12 protein-coding genes are annotated in these 17,411 nt (G+C 69.6%); 5 read left to right on the forward strand and 7 right to left on the reverse strand.

The window, feature by feature from the left end:
* Positions 1-13: 13 nt before the first annotated feature.
* From H5398_RS09710 to glgX, 6 genes are all read right to left on the reverse strand, one after another.
* Entirely contained in the window at positions 14-2,809 is a 2,796-nt protein-coding gene (locus tag H5398_RS09710; protein WP_182799860.1) for a cation-translocating P-type ATPase, read from the reverse strand.
* Between the two features lie 19 nt (positions 2,810-2,828).
* Positions 2,829-3,617, reverse strand: a complete 789-nt coding sequence (locus H5398_RS09715; protein ID WP_182799861.1) for an NUDIX hydrolase — start codon at positions 3,615-3,617, stop codon at positions 2,829-2,831.
* A gap of 63 nt (positions 3,618-3,680) precedes the next feature.
* Positions 3,681-5,576 (reverse strand): 1,4-alpha-glucan branching protein GlgB, encoded by a 1,896-nt coding sequence (gene glgB, locus H5398_RS09720; RefSeq protein ID WP_182799862.1) that lies wholly within the window; start codon positions 5,574-5,576, stop codon positions 3,681-3,683.
* Between the two features lie 104 nt (positions 5,577-5,680).
* Positions 5,681-6,832, reverse strand: coding sequence for a phosphotransferase (locus H5398_RS09725; RefSeq protein WP_182799863.1), 1,152 nt, complete (start codon positions 6,830-6,832; stop codon positions 5,681-5,683).
* Positions 6,829-8,814, reverse strand: a complete 1,986-nt coding sequence (locus H5398_RS09730) for an alpha-1,4-glucan--maltose-1-phosphate maltosyltransferase (RefSeq protein ID WP_182784357.1) — start codon at positions 8,812-8,814, stop codon at positions 6,829-6,831. The genes H5398_RS09725 and H5398_RS09730 overlap by 4 nt, the downstream gene beginning before the upstream one ends.
* A 61-nt stretch (positions 8,815-8,875) precedes the next feature.
* Positions 8,876-11,026 carry a glycogen debranching protein GlgX gene (gene glgX / locus H5398_RS09735; protein ID WP_182799864.1) on the reverse strand — a complete coding sequence of 717 codons (2,151 nt, stop codon included), beginning with the start codon at positions 11,024-11,026 and terminating at the stop codon, positions 8,876-8,878.
* A gap of 154 nt (positions 11,027-11,180) precedes the next feature.
* On the opposite strand from glgX, the gene H5398_RS09740 reads away from it, so the two are divergent.
* The 3 genes from H5398_RS09740 (at position 11,181) to H5398_RS09750 (ending at position 13,700) form a co-directional block, all read left to right on the forward strand.
* Positions 11,181-12,338, forward strand: a complete 1,158-nt coding sequence (locus H5398_RS09740; RefSeq protein ID WP_370586105.1) for a cysteine desulfurase family protein — start codon at positions 11,181-11,183, stop codon at positions 12,336-12,338.
* 600 nt (positions 12,339-12,938) lie between these two features.
* A complete protein-coding gene (locus H5398_RS09745) occupies positions 12,939-13,136 on the forward strand; it encodes a Flp family type IVb pilin (protein ID WP_370586106.1) in 198 nt (65 codons plus the stop codon).
* Between the two features lie 72 nt (positions 13,137-13,208).
* Complete coding sequence (locus tag H5398_RS09750; RefSeq protein WP_182799866.1) at positions 13,209-13,700, forward strand: NUDIX domain-containing protein; 492 nt, start codon at positions 13,209-13,211, stop codon at positions 13,698-13,700.
* Positions 13,701-13,826: 126 nt separating this feature from the next.
* Here H5398_RS09750 and H5398_RS09755 read toward each other — a convergent pair whose 3' ends face one another.
* Positions 13,827-15,269, reverse strand: coding sequence for a DUF222 domain-containing protein (locus H5398_RS09755; protein ID WP_182799867.1), 1,443 nt, complete (start codon positions 15,267-15,269; stop codon positions 13,827-13,829).
* Positions 15,270-15,379: 110 nt separating this feature from the next.
* Here H5398_RS09755 and mnmA point away from each other — a divergent pair, with 110 nt between their 5' ends.
* On the forward strand, positions 15,380-16,453 hold the full coding sequence (gene mnmA / locus H5398_RS09760) for a tRNA 2-thiouridine(34) synthase MnmA (RefSeq protein ID WP_370586107.1): 1,074 nt from the start codon (positions 15,380-15,382) through the stop codon (positions 16,451-16,453).
* Positions 16,453-17,403 (forward strand): methionine synthase, encoded by a 951-nt coding sequence (locus tag H5398_RS09765; RefSeq protein WP_182799868.1) that lies wholly within the window; start codon positions 16,453-16,455, stop codon positions 17,401-17,403. Before mnmA ends, H5398_RS09765 begins: the two co-directional genes overlap by 1 nt.
* The last annotated feature ends 8 nt before the right edge of the window (positions 17,404-17,411 follow it).

A 17,411-nucleotide genomic window follows, 5' to 3' on the forward strand; every position in this document is an offset into this window, starting at 1 on the left:
CCGCCGGAGTCGATCAGCCGCGCGCCCTGCGCACCGCCTTGACCGCCTCCTCGACGAGGATCACCACCAGCCCGGCCCCGGCCGCGACACCCCAGTGCGCCCAACCGAGCGACGCCGTGCCGAAGGCGTTCTGCAGCACCGGAAGGTAGACCACCGCAACCTGCGCCAGGAGCGCGCCGGCCAGCGAGAGCCACAGCCAGGCGTTGGTGAAGAGGTGATCGACGATGCTCGCCTTGTCCGAGCGGCTGTTGAGCGCGTTGGCCAGCTGCATCACCACCAACGAGGTGAACACGGTGGTCCGGGCCAGGTCGAGCTCGCCTCCGGCGGGCGCCATGTGCTCGAGGCCGCCGATCAGCCCCCCGGGCAGGGTGAGGTCGTAGGCCACCAGGCTGAGCAGGCCCATGAGGGCACCGATGACGAGGATGCGCTGCCACATGTGGCGGTCGATGATGCGTTCGTCGAACCGGCGCGGCGGGCGGCCCATCACGTCGTCGATCTCCGGATCCACCCCCATCGCCAACGCCGGACCCGAGTCCGTGACCAGGTTGATCCACAGGATCTGCGTGGCCAGCAGAGGAACTACCGCGGCGCCGGGTGCCGACGGGTCCGCCAGGCCGATGACGCCACCCAGCGTCACGCCCAGGAACACGGTGGCGATCTCGCCCATGTTGGAGCTCAGCAGGTAGCGCATGAACTTGCGGATGTTGTCGAAGATGACCCGTCCCTGGCGGACCGCGGCCACGATCGTGGCGTAGTTGTCGTCGCCCAGGATCATCTGCCCGGCTTCCTTCGTGACGGCGGTGCCGGTGATGCCCATCGCCACGCCGATGTCCGCGGACTTCAGCGCCGGCGCGTCGTTGACGCCGTCGCCGGTCATCGCCACGATGTGCCGTCCGGCCTGCAGCGCGTCGACCACCCGCAACTTGTGTTCGGGGGCCACCCGAGCGTACACGCGGGCGTCGACGGCGGCGCGCGCCAGCTCCTCGTCGTCGGATTCGTCGACCTGGCGACCGGTGACCACGACGGGGCTGTCGGTGCCCGAGATGCCCAGGTCCGCCGCGATCCTGGCCGCGGTGACGGGGTGATCCCCGGTGATCATCACCGTGCGGATGCCGGCCCGGTGAGCCTCGGCGATGGCCGCGGCGGCCTCCTCGCGCGGTGGGTCCAGCAGTGCGACGACGCCGAGGAAGGTGAGGTTGCGCTCGGCGGACTCGCCGAAGGTGTGCGACTCGGCGGCGGTGGCGCCGCGCCACGCCACGCCCAGGGTGCGATACCCCTCGGCCCCGAGCTCCTCGATGGTGTGAGCCAGCTCGTCGCGCCGGGCCGGCGTGAGCGGGGTGGTGTCGTCCCCCACCTGTTCGTCGGTGCAGCGCTCCAGCAGCACGTCCGGGGCACCCTTGGCGTAGAGCACGTGGCCCCGCGAGGGGTGCGTGCTGAGCACCGACATCATCTTGCGCTCGGACGTGAACGGCACCTCGCCGGTGCGCGCGTGGCCAGAGATGAGCTCTGCGGCGCCGTCGAGCTTCCGGGCGCCGACGAGGAACGCGGCCTCCGTCGGGTCGCCCTGGATCTGCCACGAGCCCTCCAGGTGCGTGAGCTGGGCGTCGTTGGCCACGGACCCGGCCACCAGCGCCCGTCGGGCCTCGTCCAAAGTGCGGTCGACGTCGCCCTCCACCAGCACCTCGCCCACCGGCGTGTACCCGGTGCCGCCGAGGGTGACCCTGCCGGAGGCCGTCACCACCTCACGCAGCGTCATCTCGTTGCGGGTGAGGGTGCCGGTCTTGTCCGAGCAGATCACGGAGACCGACCCCAGCGTCTCCACCGAGTGGAGGTCCTTCATCACCGCGTTGCGGCGCGCCATGGCCTGCACCCCGATGGCGAGCACGAGCGACAGGATCGCGGGCAGGCCCTCCGGGACGGCGGCAACGGCCAGCGAGACGCCCATCAGCAGGATCTCGACGGCGCCCTCGAGTGTGCTGACCCGGTTGACCAGGGCGGTGGTGAGCATCACCACCACGGCTATCCCGACCACCAGCAGTCCCAGCGTCTGGGAGATCCTGCCGATCTCCGCCTGCAGCGGGCTGGGCTCGGCCTGGGTCTCGTCCAGCAGGGTGGCGATGCGCCCCATTTCGGTGTCCATGCCGGTGGTGGTGACCACCGCGCGGCCCACGCCGCGGGCCACGGAGGTGCCCTTGAACACCATGTTGCGGCGGTCGCCGATGGCCGCGGGCTCCGGGAGGGCGGCCGGGTCCTTCTGGGTGGCCTCCGATTCGCCGGTCAACGAGGCCTCCTGCGTGAGGAGGGACGTGGCGGTGAGGAGGCGGGAGTCCGCGCCCACGGCGTCGCCCTCGGCGAGGACGAGCACGTCCCCGGGGACCAGCTCCGCGGAGGGGACGGAGGCAAGGAGTCCGTCGCGCAGCACGGTGGCGCGGGTGGCGGTCATGCCGGCCAGGGCGGCGACGGCCCGTTCGGCCCGATTCTCCTGGACGAAGCCGATGACGGCGTTGGCCACCACGATGACCGCGATGACGATCGCGTCCACAGGTAGCCCGGTGCCGCCCTCCACCACCCAGGCGATGATCGAGATGACGATGGCGGCCAGCAGGAGGTAGATGAGGGGGTCGGCGAACTGGCGCAGGAACCGGCGCCAGGCCGGGTCCGGGGGAGTGGCCCGCAGCTCGTTGCGCCCGTACAGGTCCTGGCGGGCGGCGACCTCGGCGGGGCTCAGCCCCACCGACGGGTCCACGCTCAGGGCGAGGGCCACCTCGTCGGAGGGAAGGAGGGTGACGTCGCGGGTCGCGAGGGGCATGGCCCCATTGTGTCCCCCCCTAGCCGGCGGCGGGTGGCACGGGGTACCCGTTCTCGGTCATGCCGCGGTAGCCCGTCAGCATCAGGGCGATCCTCCGCGCGGACAACTCCGTCACGTGGCGGTGCACGTCCCCAGGGTCCACCCAGTGGATGGCGCGGATCTCCCGGTCGTCGGTGCCCAGCTCGGCCGCGACCTCCGGCGCCAGGACCCCGCCGTCGAAGATGAACTCCACCGCGTCCGACCACCCAAGGTAGGGCGGCATCCAGTCGGTCAGCAGCGGCTGCCCGAACGTGACCTCGATGCCCAACTCCTCCATCGTCTCCCGCTCGCCCCCGGCGCGGGGCGTCTCGTGCGGCTCCACCACGCCGCCGGGGAGCTCCCAGTCCTCCTTGTAGGAGGTCTCGAGCAGGAGCACCAGGCCCTGCTCGTCGCGGAACAGGGCGTGGGAGATCACCCGCTTGGTGGGAAGTATGGAGTCCAGGACCCCGGAGAACCCGTGCGGGCCGTAGACCGTGTCCACGGCGAGGCGCGAGTAGATGAGGATGTCGCGGAAGACGCCTGGTTCTGGCTCGACGGCGGAGCGCAGCCGCCCCTCCAGGCGGAAGCCGCAGCGGTGGAGGGCCACCCGCGCGGCCGTGTCCCACTCCGGCAACTCCACCTGCAACCGGCGCAGCTCGTGCGCGAGGATGGCGTCGTCGGCGGCCAGTGAGAGCGCGCGGCGCAGTGTGTCCACGTCGACCTCCTGCTCGGCCCACCGCAGGGTGCCGACGCCGCCGACGATGTCCACCGACACCTTGAAGTCGCTCACGTCACGACCGTACCCGGTGGGTCCCGCGCCACGCGACACGGGGGCACCCACCGGGGAGACGGATCAGTCGGCCTGCCGACGCAGCCAGATGGAGCCCAGCGGGGGCACCGTGACGCGTGCGCGGGCGGGGAAGTGGCCCCAGGGCTCGTCGTAGGCGGTGACCTCGCCGAGGTTGCCGAACTCGCCGGACCCGTCGTAGGTGGGCGAATCCGTGTTGAGGATCTCCTCCCACGCACCGGCGGCGGGAAGCCCGATCTCGTAGTCGCGCAGCGGCTCCGGGGAGAAGTTCGTCACGCACGCGATGTGGTTGTAGTCCTCGTCGTGGCGCACCCAGGAGAGGGCGTTGCGGCCCGCGTCGTCGGCGTTGATCCAGCTGAAGCCCTTCGGCGAGCTGTCCAGCTCGTAGAGGGGGCGGTTCGACTTGTAGATGTGGTTGAGGTCCCGGAAGAGACGCTGCAGGCCGCCGTGGCCCCACAGCTCGCTGACCCACCATTCGAGGGAGACGGACTCGCTGAACTCGGGCCGCTGACCGAACTCGCAGCCCATGAAGATCAGCTGCTTGCCGGGGAAGCTCCACATGAAGGAGTAGTAGGCGCGCAGGGTGGCGAACTTGCGCCAGTCGTCCTGCGGGACCTTGTTGATCATGGATCCCTTGCCGTGGACCACCTCGTCGTGGCTGATCGGCAGCACGAAGTTCTCCGAGTAGGCGTAGACCATGGCGAAGGTGAGCAGGTTGTGCTCGTACTGGCGGTAGACCGGGTCCAGCTGCAGGTAGCGCAGCGTGTCGTTCATCCAGCCCATGTTCCACTTGAAGCCGAAGCCGAGGCCGCCCTCGTGGACGGGCTTGGTGACGCCGGCGAAGCTGGTGGACTCCTCCGCGATCATCAGCACGCCGGGCTCGCGCTCGTAGAGGTGACGGTTGCAGTAGCGCAGGAAGTCGATGGCCTCGAGGTTTTCGCGGCCGCCGAACTGGTTGGGCACCCATTCGCCCTCTTCGCGGGAGTAGTCCAGGTACAGCATCGAGGCGACGGCGTCCACCCGCAGGCCGTCGATGTGGAACTCCTGGATCCAGTACAGCGCGTTGGAGATGAGGAAGCTCTTCACCTCGTTGCGGCCGTAGTTGAAGATGTAGGTGCCCCAGTCCTGGTGCTCACCCTGGCGCGGGTCCGCGTGCTCGTACAGGGCGGTGCCGTCGAAGCGGCCCAGCGCCCAGTCGTCCTTGGGGAAGTGGCCGGGCACCCAGTCCATGATCACGCCGATGCCGGCCTGGTGAAGCCTGTCGACGAGGTAGCGGAGATCATCCGGCTTGCCGAAACGCGACGTGGGGGAGAAGTAGCCGGAGACCTGGTAGCCCCAGCTGGGCTCGAACGGGTGCTCCGACAGCGGCATGAACTCGACGTGGGTGTAGCCCTGCCACTTGACGTAGCTGACGAGCTCCTCGGCCAGATCGAGGTAGCTCTTGCCCTTGCGCCAGCCGCCCAGGTGCACCTCGTAGACGCTCATCGGCTCGGCGTGGGCCTGGGAGGCGCGTCGCTTGGCGATCCACTCGTCGTCGTCCCACACGTACTTCGACTCGTAGACGATCGACGCGTTGGCCGGCGCCTGCTCGCTGAACTTGGCCATCGGATCGACCTTCTCGATCCAGCGGCCGTCCTGGGTCTCGATGCGGAACTTGTACAGGGTGCCCTCGTCGAGGCCCTCGATGAACGCGCCCCAGACGCCGGAGCCGGGGATCAGCTCCATCGCGTCGCCGGTCCACCAGTTGAAGTCCCCGATGATGGAGACGGACTTGGCGTTGGGGGCCCACAGGGCGAAACGCACCCCGGTGACGGTGCCCCTCTCGTCGTCCTCGACTGTGACCACCTCGCTGCCGAGGCGCTTCCACAGCTCGGTGTCTCCACCACCATGGAACCCTTCGAAGTCCCAACCGGTAAGTCCACCGAAGCGGTCGTGCGCCATTTTCTTGACTCCTTCGAAGCGATGTCGTTTGCGCGCCAATCTAGCGTGCCGAGCGTCGCCGCGGGCGGACTGAGGCCGCACCGCGGGGGTTCCGCGGGTGCGGGTTATGGGATCGTTATCAACGATTCGAGGTGCTGGAGGGGGACCTGCAGCAGGTGCGGGCGGAAGCGGGCCTCGTAGACGGCCTCGTATCCTGCCTTGTCCGTCTCGTAGGCGGCCAGCACCGGGTCCCCGGCGTCCGCGTCGATACCGTAGCCGCGCAGGAATGCGGATCGGCACTCGGCCAGCCACCCGGCGGAGGCGCCGCCGGCGGCGCGGGCGTAGGCGAACGAGCGCAGCATCCCGGCCACGTCACGCAGCGGCGAATCGGGAAGCCGCCGCTCCTCCATGGACTTGAGCGGTTCGCCCTCGAAGTCCACGTAGCGCCACCGGCCATCGCTGAGCAGCACCTGGCCCAGGTGGCAGTCCCCGTGCACGCGCTGCGCGGGCAGGCGGGCGTGGTCGATGGCGGCGAAGACCGCCTCCGCGGCGTCCGCATAGGGCGCCACCGCATCCACCTCGGCGACTACCGCGGCGAAGCGACGGCGGCAGTCCGCCGCGAGGGCGGCGCCGTCGACGGTGGCCGTGGCCAGCCGTTCGGCGAGGACCCTGTGCACCGTGGCCAGCGCCTCGCCCAGGGCATGGGAGTGCTCGGCGAAGCTGCGGCCCTCGGTGGCGTACTCGCAGGCCAGGACGTAGCCGTCAGTGGGCTCCGGCAAGGCCTCGAGGAAGACCGCCAGGTCTGTGCCGTCCCAGGTCCACGCCCCGTACAGCTCCGCCACCACGCCGGTGCCGGCCAGCGCGGCGTGCAGCTCGACGTCCACCGAGCGGCCGGGCTCCACGCGCCGGAACACCTTCACCAGCAGCTCGTCGCCGAAGAAGACCGAGGTGTTGGACTGTTCGCCGGCGTAGCGACGAGCGGGCAGCCCGGGCGCCACCGCCCGGTACCGCTCGAAGCCCGGGGCCTCGTCGTGGAGGGCGCGCAGCAGGACGCCGCCCTCGTCGCAGGCGTCGGTGGGCTCACCGTCGCGGTAGAGCAGCGGGACGTGGAAGCGCTCCTGGTGGCCGTCGTCGAACTCGACGACGAGCAGCGCGGGACGCAGCGCCGGCCCGGCCCACGGGCCGAGCTCGACGCCGACCGGGCGGCCGCCGCGCCCTGAGAACCAGCGCGAGCTGAGCGCCAGGTCCCAGAGCTGCTGCTGCAACTCCGTGCTCACTCAGCCACCACGTGGAAGATGTGCGCCGGCTTCCCCGGCCACAGCTGCACCCAGGACCGCTCGCCCCAGACGTACTCCTCGCCGGTGAGCTCGTCGACCACCCGCACGCTGCCCTGACCGTGGACGCCGAGGGCGCCGAAGTCCAGCATGATGTCCGAGGACACCGTGTTGTCCGGGTCCAGCGAGCACACCACCAGCACCGTGTCCGTGCCGTCGTTCTTGGAGAAGACGATCACCGAATCGTGGGGCGCGTGGTGGAAGTGGATGTCGCGCAGCTGCTGGAGGGCGGGGTGCGTGTCGCGGATCTGGTTGAGCTTGCCGAGCAGCAGGTTGAGGTTGGGCTGGGCGTTGAAGTCACGCGGGCGGTACTCGAACTTCTCCGAGTTGAGGTATTCCTCCTTGCCCGGGGCCAGCGCCTCATGTTCGAAGAGCTCGAAGCCGGAGTAGACGCCCCACGTGGGCGACATCGTCGCGGCGAGGATGGCGCGGATGGAGAACGCCGCGTGATTGCCCGACTGCAGGAAGAACGGGTTGATGTCCGGGGTGTTGACGAAGAAGTTGGGCCGGTAGTAGGACGCCATCTCCTGTGACAGCTCGGTGAGGTACTCGGTGAGCTCCCACTTGAGGTTGCGCCACGTGAAGTAGGTGTAGCTCTGCTGGAAGCCCACCTTCCCGAGCGCCGCCATCATCTGCGGGCGGGTGAATGCCTCGGCGAGGAAGATGACCTCCGGGTTGGTCTCGTGGATGCGCTCCATCAGCCAGTCCCAGAACTCCACAGGCTTGGTGTGCGGGTTGTCGACGCGGAAGATGGAGACCCCGTGGTCGATCCAGAACCGAACGATCCGCAGCACCTCGTAGTAGATGCCCACGGGGTCGTTGTCGAAGTTGATGGGATAGATGTCCTGGTACTTCTTCGGGGGGTTCTCCGCGTAGGCGATGGTGCCGTCGAGGCGGGTGCTGAACCACTCCGGGTGCTCCACCACCCACGGGTGGTCCGGGGACGCCTGCAGTGCCAGGTCGAGGGCGATCTCCAGGCCCAGCGAGCGGGCCTTGGACACGAAGGCGTCGAAGTCGTCGAAGTCGCCCAGGTCCGGGTGGATCGCGTCGTGGCCGCCGTCGGGGGACCCGATGGCCCACGGCGAGCCGGGATCCTCCGGGCCGGGGTTCAGCGTGTTGTTCCTGCCCTTGCGGAACGCGGTGCCGATGGGGTGGATGGGCGGCAGGTAGACCACGTTGAAGCCCATCGCGGCGGCGGCCTCGAGGCGCTCGTGCGAGGAGTTGAACGTGCCGGAGTGCCAGTGGCCGTCGTCGTCCTGCCAGGCGCCCTGCGAGCGGGGGAAGAACTCGTACCACGACGAGTACAGGGCCCGGCGGCGCTCCACGCGGATGGGGAACTCGGCGGTGGGCGAGACGAGCTCGCGGGGCCCGAAGCGCGCCATCGCCCGGGTGATGGGCGCAGACGTGATGAGCTCGAGGATCTCCTCGACGTCGGTCTCCGGGTTGACTGTCTCCGCGGCGGCGCGGAGGAGGTTGGCGGCCCCGGGGACGCGCATCGAATCGGCCTGCTGAGCGGAGCGGGTGAGGAGGTCCCGGCCCTCCAGGCACACCAGCTCCACGTCCATGGACACCGGCAGCTTCGCCTCGGCGTGGTGGCGCCAGGTGCCCCACGGGTCGCTCCAGCCCTCGATGCGGTAGGTCCAGTCGCCCTCGGCGGCCATCCGGACGTACGCCTGCCAGATGTCCAGGCCCTTGGGCTCGACCTGCTTCATGTCGATGCGGCGCTGGGTGCCGCCCGGAGAGGTCAGGATCACCGACGCGTTGACCGAGTCGTGACCCTCCCGGAACACGTTGGCCTGAATGAGGAGCCGTTCATGGACGACTGACTTGACGGGGTAGACCCCGCCCTCGATCACGGGGGAAGCGCCGGTGACCGGGATGCGGCCGAGGCCGCCGTCGGTCCGGACGATGCGCTTGAGGGACATGGTTGGGTAATCCGCACTCACGCCCGTCAGCCTAGCTGGCGGGGCGCCCTGCATGCACCGTTCAGGAGAGCAGATCCAGCGACGACGGCTCGGCCTCCGCCTGCAGTGCGAGCAGCTCGCGGGTGCTGGTGGGCACCTGGACCCGCATCAGCACCACGGACCGGGCCGGCATTGTCATCTCGGCCAGGGCCGGCAGGACGCCTCCGGGCAGCTCGTAGGACTCGGCGCTGTGCCACACGATCTCGTAGCCGTAGCCCCACGGAAGGGTGGGCAGCGTCAGCGGCACGGGCGCAGCGCCGGAATTGAACCAGGTGAGGAACGCCTCGCGCTCGTCCGAGACGTACATGCCGAGCAGGCGGCGGCCGCCGTCGTGCCAGGCGTCGTGGCTCATCTCGCCGAACTCGCCGTCCATCCAGGTGAGGTCCACGCGCTGCAGGTTCTCGCTGTACTCGGTGATGATCTCGGTGTGGTAGGCGAAGTCCACCGGGCGGAGCACCGGGTGGCTCTGACGGAGCTTGATCAGCGCGGCGATGCGGCTCTGCACCTCGAGCCACTCGAACGGGATGTCCCAGCTGACCCACGAGAGGGGGGAGTCCTGGCAGTAGGCGTTGTTGTTGCCCTTCTGGGTGCGGCCGAACTCGTCGCCCGCGGTGATCATCGGGGTGCCCGCGGCCAGTAGCTGGGTGGCCATGAGGTTCAGCACCTGGCGACGGCGCAGGGCGTTGATCTCCGGGTCCTCGGTCTCGCCCTCCCAGCCGTGGTTCCAGGAGCGGTTGTTGTCCGAGCCGTCGCGGTTGGCCTCGCCGTTGTCCAGGTTGTGCTTGACGTCGTAGCTCACCAGGTCCCGGAGGGTGAAACCGTCGTGGGCGGTGATGAAGTTGATGCTCGACTGCGGCGCGCGGCCCGGTTGATCGAAGATGTCCGGGGAGCCGGCCAGGCGCGTGGCGAGTTCCTGGACGCCGTGCACGGCGCCGCGCCAGTAGTCGCGGATGTGATCCCGGAAGCGGTCGTTCCACTCGTACCAGCCGGGGCCCCAGGCGCCCACCTGGTAGCCGTACGGGCCGATGTCCCACGGCTCGGCGATCATCTTGATGCCCTCGAAGGCGGGATCGGACTCGACCAGCCGCTTGAACGCGTGATTGTGGTCCACGTGGTGCTGCTCGTCGCGGATCAGCGTGGTGGCCAGATCGAAGCGGAACCCGTCCACGCCCATCTCGGTAACCCAGTAGCGCATCGAATCCAGCACCAGCTGCAGCACCATGGGGTGCGAGGTGTTGACCGAGTTGCCGCAGCCCGTGACGTCGTAGTCGTCCCGGCGGTCGTTGGTGAGTCGGTAGTAGGCGTCGTGGTCCAGGCCGCGCATGGACAGCGTGGGCCCCTCGTGGCCGCCCTCGCCGGTGTGGTTGTAGACCACGTCGAGGATCACCTCGATGCCGGCCTCGTGCAGCGCGCTGACCATCTGCTTGAAGTCGGCCACCTGGTTTCCGACGGTGCCGCGGGTGGCGTAGTAGGCGTGCGGGGCGAAGAAACCGAGCGAGTTGTAGCCCCAGTAGTTGCGCAGCCCCTTGGTGGCCACGAACGGCTCCGAGACGAAGTGATGCACGGGCAGCAGCTGGATGGCGGTGATGCCCAGGCCGGTCAGGTACTCGAGGACCGACGGGTCCGCCAGCGCCAGATATGAGCCGCGGAGGTGCTCGGGGACCTGCGGGTGCAGCTTGGTGAAGCCGCGCAGGTGCGCCTCGTAGAGGATGGTCTCCGACATGGGCCGTCGGCGCTCGATGGGCTTCGGCGGGGGCGTGTCCGCCACCACCACGCTCAGCGGCACCGCCCCGAAGGAGTCCCGGGTGGAGATGCTGAAGGGGCTGCCGGGGATGTGGTCCAGGATGGGGCCGCGGAAGTCCACCCCGCCGCTGATGGCGCGGGCGTAGGGATCCAGCAGGAGCCGCGCGGGGTTGAATCGGCTGCCCGACGACGGGTCCCACGGCCCGTGCACGCGGAAGCCGTAGTGCTGCTCGGCGTCCACGCCGGGGACCTCGACGGTCCAGATGCCGTGCTCGTCGCGGGACATCTCGATGTTGTGCTGTTGGTTGAGCGGATCGATGAGCGCCAGCTCAACCCCGGTGGCGCGCGGGGCCCACAGGCCGAAACGCACGCCATGGTCGGTGATGCGGGCGCCGAGGGCGCTCGTATCAGGCGGGGTGAGGGATGTCATCGGTAGCTTCCTGGAATCGATTTTTTCGACGGCGCCCCATTGTGCCACTTTCTGGCACAAACTCCACTTCGCTGGGGGGTTTGCCATCGGGGCGGCCTGGCTAGCATGGACGGCGGGAGTCGCGCGTGCGGGGCCCGACAGACGAGGGGGAGCCGTGGAGTCCGTCTATCTGGATCAAGCCGCCACCTCCCCGCTGCGCCCTGAGGCTTTGGAGGCGTTCGTCGCCGCGTCGGGGCTGGTGGGGAATGCCTCGTCGTTGCACCGGCCGGGGCAGCGCGCCCGGCGCCGGTTGGAGGAGGCGCGCGAGGAGTTGGCGGCTGCGGTGGGCGCACACCCGACGGAGGTTGTGTTCACGTCAGGGGGGTCGGAGGCGGACACGATCGCGGTGCTGGGGGGTTGGGAGGCGGGACGGTCGCGGGGTCGCGGGCGGTGTCTGGTCTCGGCGGTGGAGCATCCGGCGGTGCTCGGGGCGGTGTCGCGGGGGGCTGAGGTGGTGCCGGTGTCTCGGGAGGGCGTGGTGTCGCTGGGCGCTCTCGAGGAGACGCTGGATGAGGCCGTGGCGGTGGTGTCGGTGATGTGGGTGAACAACGAGACGGGGGTTGTGCAGCCTGTCCCTGCCGTGGGGGAGTTGGCTTCCGCGGTGGGGGCGTGGATGCACACGGACGCGGTGCAGGCATTCGGGCATCTGCCGTTGGACTTCGGTGCCAGTGAAGTGGATCTGATGAGCGTGTCGGCGCACAAGATCGGGGGACCCGTGGGTGTGGGGGCGCTGCTGGCGCGGCGCTCGGTTGTGCCTGCCGCCGTCGGGCTGGGGGGTGGGCAGGAGCGCGAGGTGCGGTCCGGGACTCAGCCGGTGGCGTTGGCGGCGGCGTTCGCGCGGGCGGCGAGTGTCGCGGTGGGGGAGTTGGGGGCTGAAGTGTCGCGGGTTTCTGGGCTTCGCGATCGAGTGGTGGAGGCGTGCGTCGCCGCTGGTGGGCGGTTGAACAGCTGGCCTCGGCCGACGAGTGCAGGCGTGCCGAGTGGGCCGCTGCCGGAGGGCGCGCCGCACATCGTCAACGTGACGTTCGACGGGGTGCGCGCCGACGATCTGTTGTTCCTGCTCGACCAGCGGGGGATCGCGGCGTCGGTGGGGAGTGCGTGCCGCGCTGGGGTGCATCAGCCGAGCGAGGTGCTGCTGGCGATGGGGCGCTCCGCGGACGAGGCGACGCAGTCGTTGCGCTTCTCGCTGGGCTGGACCACGACGTCGTCCGACATCTCGCGGCTGGTGGCGGTCCTCCCGGAGGCCTTGAGCGTCGCCCGCTCCGCCTTCTGACCCCCTAGTTCGCTCCCTGAGGAGGCCGGCGTCGCGGAGCGACCGTCGGCTGTCTCGAAGGGTCGTGACGCGACGCGGTCGCTCACCAGTTCCCTGAGGAAGCCCCCTCGCGAATCGATCGTCGGCTGTATTCCATCGCTCCCTGAGGAGGCCGGCGTCGCGAAGCGACCGTCGGCTGTCTCGAAGGGTCGTGACGCAACCCGTCCGCTGATCCGCCCCAACTGTGGTGCCGGAAGTCGTGAGCCGAGTCACCGGCGGCCGTGGACAACGGACAGCCCGTGCCCAGCGACTGGGCTGTGGTCAAGTGGTGAGGCCGCCCCTGCCTCGTCTCCCGCCTCCCCGCACTCGATCGCCTGTGGCGTTCCCAATCCGGGCCTGCGCCGTCAGGGCGGCCCGGCTCAGGTCTGCTCAGGCGGGAGGCCAGCTGGGTGATCCTCGGGTTGGGCATCCCGACGCCGTACCGCCCTGACGACCCACTCCCTTGCGTACGGCTTGCGTTCTCTTGTGGGTTGGCGAAGCGCCGTTCGAACACCCCCGTGCATCCCTCACATCGCGGCTAGACTCCGGGCCAGGAGTGGTTCTGATGCGGGGGAGCTGGGTGTGATCGACGCAGAGACTGGCGCTTCCGAGCCCATGGAAGTAGTCCCGATTCGGGTGTCGTCAGAGCGCGGCGCGACCGCTGTGGAGTACGCGATCATGGCCAGCCTCATCGCAGCAGCCATTGTCACGGCGGTGACCGTCCTGGGGACACAGGTGAATGCGCTCTTTCAGTCCGTCATCACGGAGATGGGCTGGTAGTTGCCGAAGCGGGAGCCCCCCCTCCGGCGGAATGGCCCTGTGGGTTAACGACTTCAGGTCTACGCTCCCCGCATGGAACAAGCAGACTCGCGGATCCGCAACCTCGCTGTCGGTCTGCCCGTCCGCGACGGGCACGTTCTCGTGCAGGAGTTCGGCGGGGACGACGGCGAGCCTCCCTTCGTGCGTGCGATCGGTGGGGGAATCGAGTTCAGTGAGCGAGCCGTCGAGGCCTTGCGGCGTGAGTATCTCGAGGAACTCGGTGTCACGGTGACGGCAGCGGAGCTTCTGGCCGTCTCCGAGAACATCTTCACGTTCCTTGGCCAAGCTGGCCACGAGATCGTGCACATCTTCGCCGTGGAGTGCGCCGAGTTGGAGACCTGGCCGCTCGATGAGCGGGTGAAGGTGATTGACGACGAGAGCATCGTCGCCTGGCACCGGGTCGAAGCGCTGGGTGGAGGCGGCCTGCCGTTCTACCCCGACGGCGCACTGGACGCGGCGCGCTCCCTGGTGGGGGATGATCCGCGGGTGAGCCGCGCGCTGAATCCGAGCATCAACGCCGGCTGAGCCGCCGAGGCTGAGCCCGCCAACCGCTTGGCTGAGCCGCGCTGGAGCCGCGTTGCGGCGCGCCACGCGTCGAAGTTCACGCAACCGTGTGTGAGGACGCGCCAACTCCCGACCACGCACTGTCGCTCAGGTGGCGAGGGTGAGCAGTGGTAATGGAGAGGCTCGGTCCGGTAGCCGGTCCCAAGCGGGGTCGTCGGGGGGTGGGTCATCCCCGCCCGGCAGGACTGGTGGGTCGGGTTCGCCTACAGGCTGGGGAGCGGAGATTCTGGTGGTGCCGTGGGCGGTCACCAAGTATTCGTAGCCGGCAGGGGAGCGCCAGTGGAACACGCCCGGCTCAGGTTGGGTGAGGCGCCAGCCCCCGTGAGTCTTTCCGCGATGGGTGAAGCGCCAGAGTGGGCCGAGGTTGTCCATCGACGTCTGGCCGCGTGGTCCGGCGTCGACGTAGGGCTGGGTGTGGTCGGCGTCGCAGCCGCGCGCAACCCGGGTGCCGTAGGGGAAGACGTCCACCGGGTTCCGCAACTCCATGGCCAGGCGCATCAGGTCTGTCGGGTCGTGCTGGTCGACCACCGGGATCGAGTTGGGGTCCAGGACGGGGCGGACAATGACTCGGGAATCGGCCAGCAGCTCCCGGAGACGATCAGTGGGGAGGTGCCCCCAGCGCTCGACCCGGGCGATACCGGTGGCGGAACCGTCGGGGAGCACCTCGAGAGCGGGGCTCGGGATACCGGTGAGCCAAGGGTCCGAAGCGGTGATGTGGACGACCAGCTGGTGGGTGGGCAGGGTGTCCTGCCCGAACGTGCGCCGGGCAAGTTCACCGACCGCGGCGGCACGGCGGGTCTGGAGATCGACCTTGGCCAGGGCTTCGGCCGGGAGGTCTGCGATGTACGGGTCTGCTGGCGCGAGATGCGCAGGCATGGCCTTGGCGATCTCGTTGATGGCCTGATCAAAGGCCAGAGCGTCTGCGGGGGCGAGGCGACCCCAGATCTCGATGTGACCGTCGCGGATCTGGTTGAGGACCACCTTGCGCTCGCTGCGATGCCGAGCCTCGGCGTCAGCAGCGGTCTGCGGGTCCGCGGCGAGGATCCAGCCGTCCAGGCTGCGCAGGACGCGGGCCCAGGGCATCAGGGCCATGGAGTGGGCGAGCTTGCGGTCCAGCAGCGCCGCGGCGGGGGCGCTGAGGTGCTGCGCGCGGCCGGCTGCGTCGGCCGCCTGCCACCACCGCACCCGCCCGTCGAGCACCGCCTCCCATAAAGCGGGGTGACGGTGGCGCACATTGAGGACATCGGCGAGCCGGCCCATCGCCGACACGAGGGAGATTCCCAGTAGCGCCCCGATCTCCAACGCGAGGAACTCGCCGATACTGGGGGTGCCGTCCGCGCCGGGCTGGACCAGGTCCTCCATCCCGGCCTGGACGGCGTCTTCGTCGATGCGGTACACGTCGGTGAGGTGCGCAAGGGCGATCACTTCGGCGACCTCGGCGGCGATGAGGTGCTGGTGAGCGTGATCGAGCGCCGCAAACCCCTCGGCCACCGTGACTGGGAGCGGGGGAGTGGGCGCGCTGTCGAGCATGATCCAAGACTATTCGACCGCTCAGACAATTTCGAGGGAGCGTGGGTGGCTGTGGATAAGTCTTCCGGACTCTCGGTAGAGTTGAGAACTGCCGAGCGGAGGAGAGCGAAGTGCGGGTGTTGGTGGCCATGTCGGGCGGGGTGGACTCCGCCGTCGCTGCCGCGCGCCTGGTGGCCGAGGGTCTCGATGTCACGGGCGTGCACCTGGCCCTGTCCAAGAACCCTGCGTCCTACCGATCAGGGGCGCGGGGGTGCTGTTCGCTCGAGGACTCACACGATGCGCGCCGCGTGGCGGACAAGCTGGACATCCCCTTTTATGTGTGGGATTTCGCCGAGGAGTTCCACGAGGCCGTGGTGGAGGATTTCGTGGCCGAGTATCAGGCCGGCCGCACGCCCAACCCCTGCCTGCGCTGCAACGAGAAGATCAAGTTCGCTGCGGTGCTGGACCGAGGCATTGCACTCGGCTTTGACGCCGTCGCCACGGGCCACTACGCGGACCTGCGCCGTCACGACGACGGGTGCGTCTCGCTGCACCGCGCGGCCGACGCCGCCAAGGATCAGTCTTACGTCCTCGGCATGCTCACCCAGGAGCAACTGAGCCGATGCCTGTTCCCCCTCAACGACGTGGAGAAGCCGGTGGTCCGCGCCGAGGCGCAGGCGCTCGGGTTGGGGGTGGCGAAGAAGCCCGACAGCCACGACATCTGTTTCATCGCCGACGGCGACACCCAGGGTTTCCTCGGCCGCCATCTCGACGACGCACCCGGCCCCATCGTCGACGCCGACGGCGCAGTGCTGGGCGAACACCGGGGAACGCACCGCTACACCGTCGGGCAGCGCAAGGGCCTGGACCTGAGGGTGCCCGCACCGACGGGGGAGCCGCGCTACGTGCTGCGAATCGAACCCGTGGGTAACACCGTCGTGGTGGGGTCGCGGGAGGACCTTGCCGTCACCCGGTTGACCGGAATCCGGCCCTCGTGGACCGCGGCAGCCGTCGAGGGTCCCTGGCGAGGGCAGGCGCAGTACAGAGCGCACGGGGTGCCGCAGGACGCGACCATTGAGGCCAGCGACGGCGTGCTGTCCGTCCTGCTGGATGAGCCAGGGCACGGCGTGGCGCCCGGGCAGACCGTGGTGGTCTACGACGGTGACCGCGTGGTGGGCAGCGCCGTGATCGCCGAGGCGAGCTGATGCTGATCACGGCTGCGGGCTCGCTGCCCGGCACTGACTTCCGGGGGGCGCTGGGGGCGATGGCCGAGACCCTGCCCGAAGTGCTGCCGCTGCCGGAGCTGCCGGAGCGCGGTGTGGGGTCGGACATGATCGGGCGCGCGCTGGGGCTCATCTCGGGGCTTGGGTTCGACGTGCAGCCGGCTGGCTGGCGTCTGTCGCCGCATTCGGGGGCTGAGCATCGCCGGGCCCGCGCTCAGTGGCGCCAGGACCTCGACGACACCGAGGAACTCCTCCAGGGTTTCGACGGCGTCCTCAAGGTCGCCGTGGCCGGCCCGTGGACGCTGGCGTCCTCCGTCGAGCGGCCCATGGGGGACCGGCTCCTGGCCGATCACGGCGCCCGGCGGGAGGTGGCCCAGGCGCTGGCTGAGGCTGTGTCGCGGTTGCGGGCGGAGGTGTCGCGGCGGGTTCCGGGTGCCACGCTGTGGCTGCAGGTGGACGAGCCGTCGATGATGGCGGTGGCCGAGGGACGAGTGCCCACGGCGAGTGGGTTCTCGCGGCATCGTCGAGTGGACATGCCCGGGCTGGTGGAGGCGTTGCGTCCGCTGGCCGATGGCGCCTGGCTGCACTGCTGTGCTCCTGGGCGGTGGCTGGAGGTGTCGCGGCGGGCCGGGTTTGCCGGGGCGTCGGTGGATGCCGCGCTGGTGGACCTTGACGAGTTGGCGCAGTGGCGCGACGAGGGTCGCGGGCTGATCCTAGGTGTGGTCGACACCGCGCGCGGACTTCAGAGCACCGACGATCTCGTGCGGGCGTCGCTCAAGGTGCTGCGGGCCATTCAGGTCGATTCCCTTGACGGCTTGCTCCTGGGCACGGCGTGCGGCATGTCGAGTTGGCGACGCGGCGACGTGGTCCCTCAGCTGGAGTCGCTGCGGAAGGCGGCCAGCCTGGTGGAGGAGTCGCTCGCTCGCGGGTAGTGCCGGGC

Origin of the sequence: Tessaracoccus sp. MC1679, from assembly GCF_014164775.1 — a bacterium.
In the GTDB taxonomy this organism is placed as follows: domain Bacteria; phylum Actinomycetota; class Actinomycetes; order Propionibacteriales; family Propionibacteriaceae; genus Arachnia.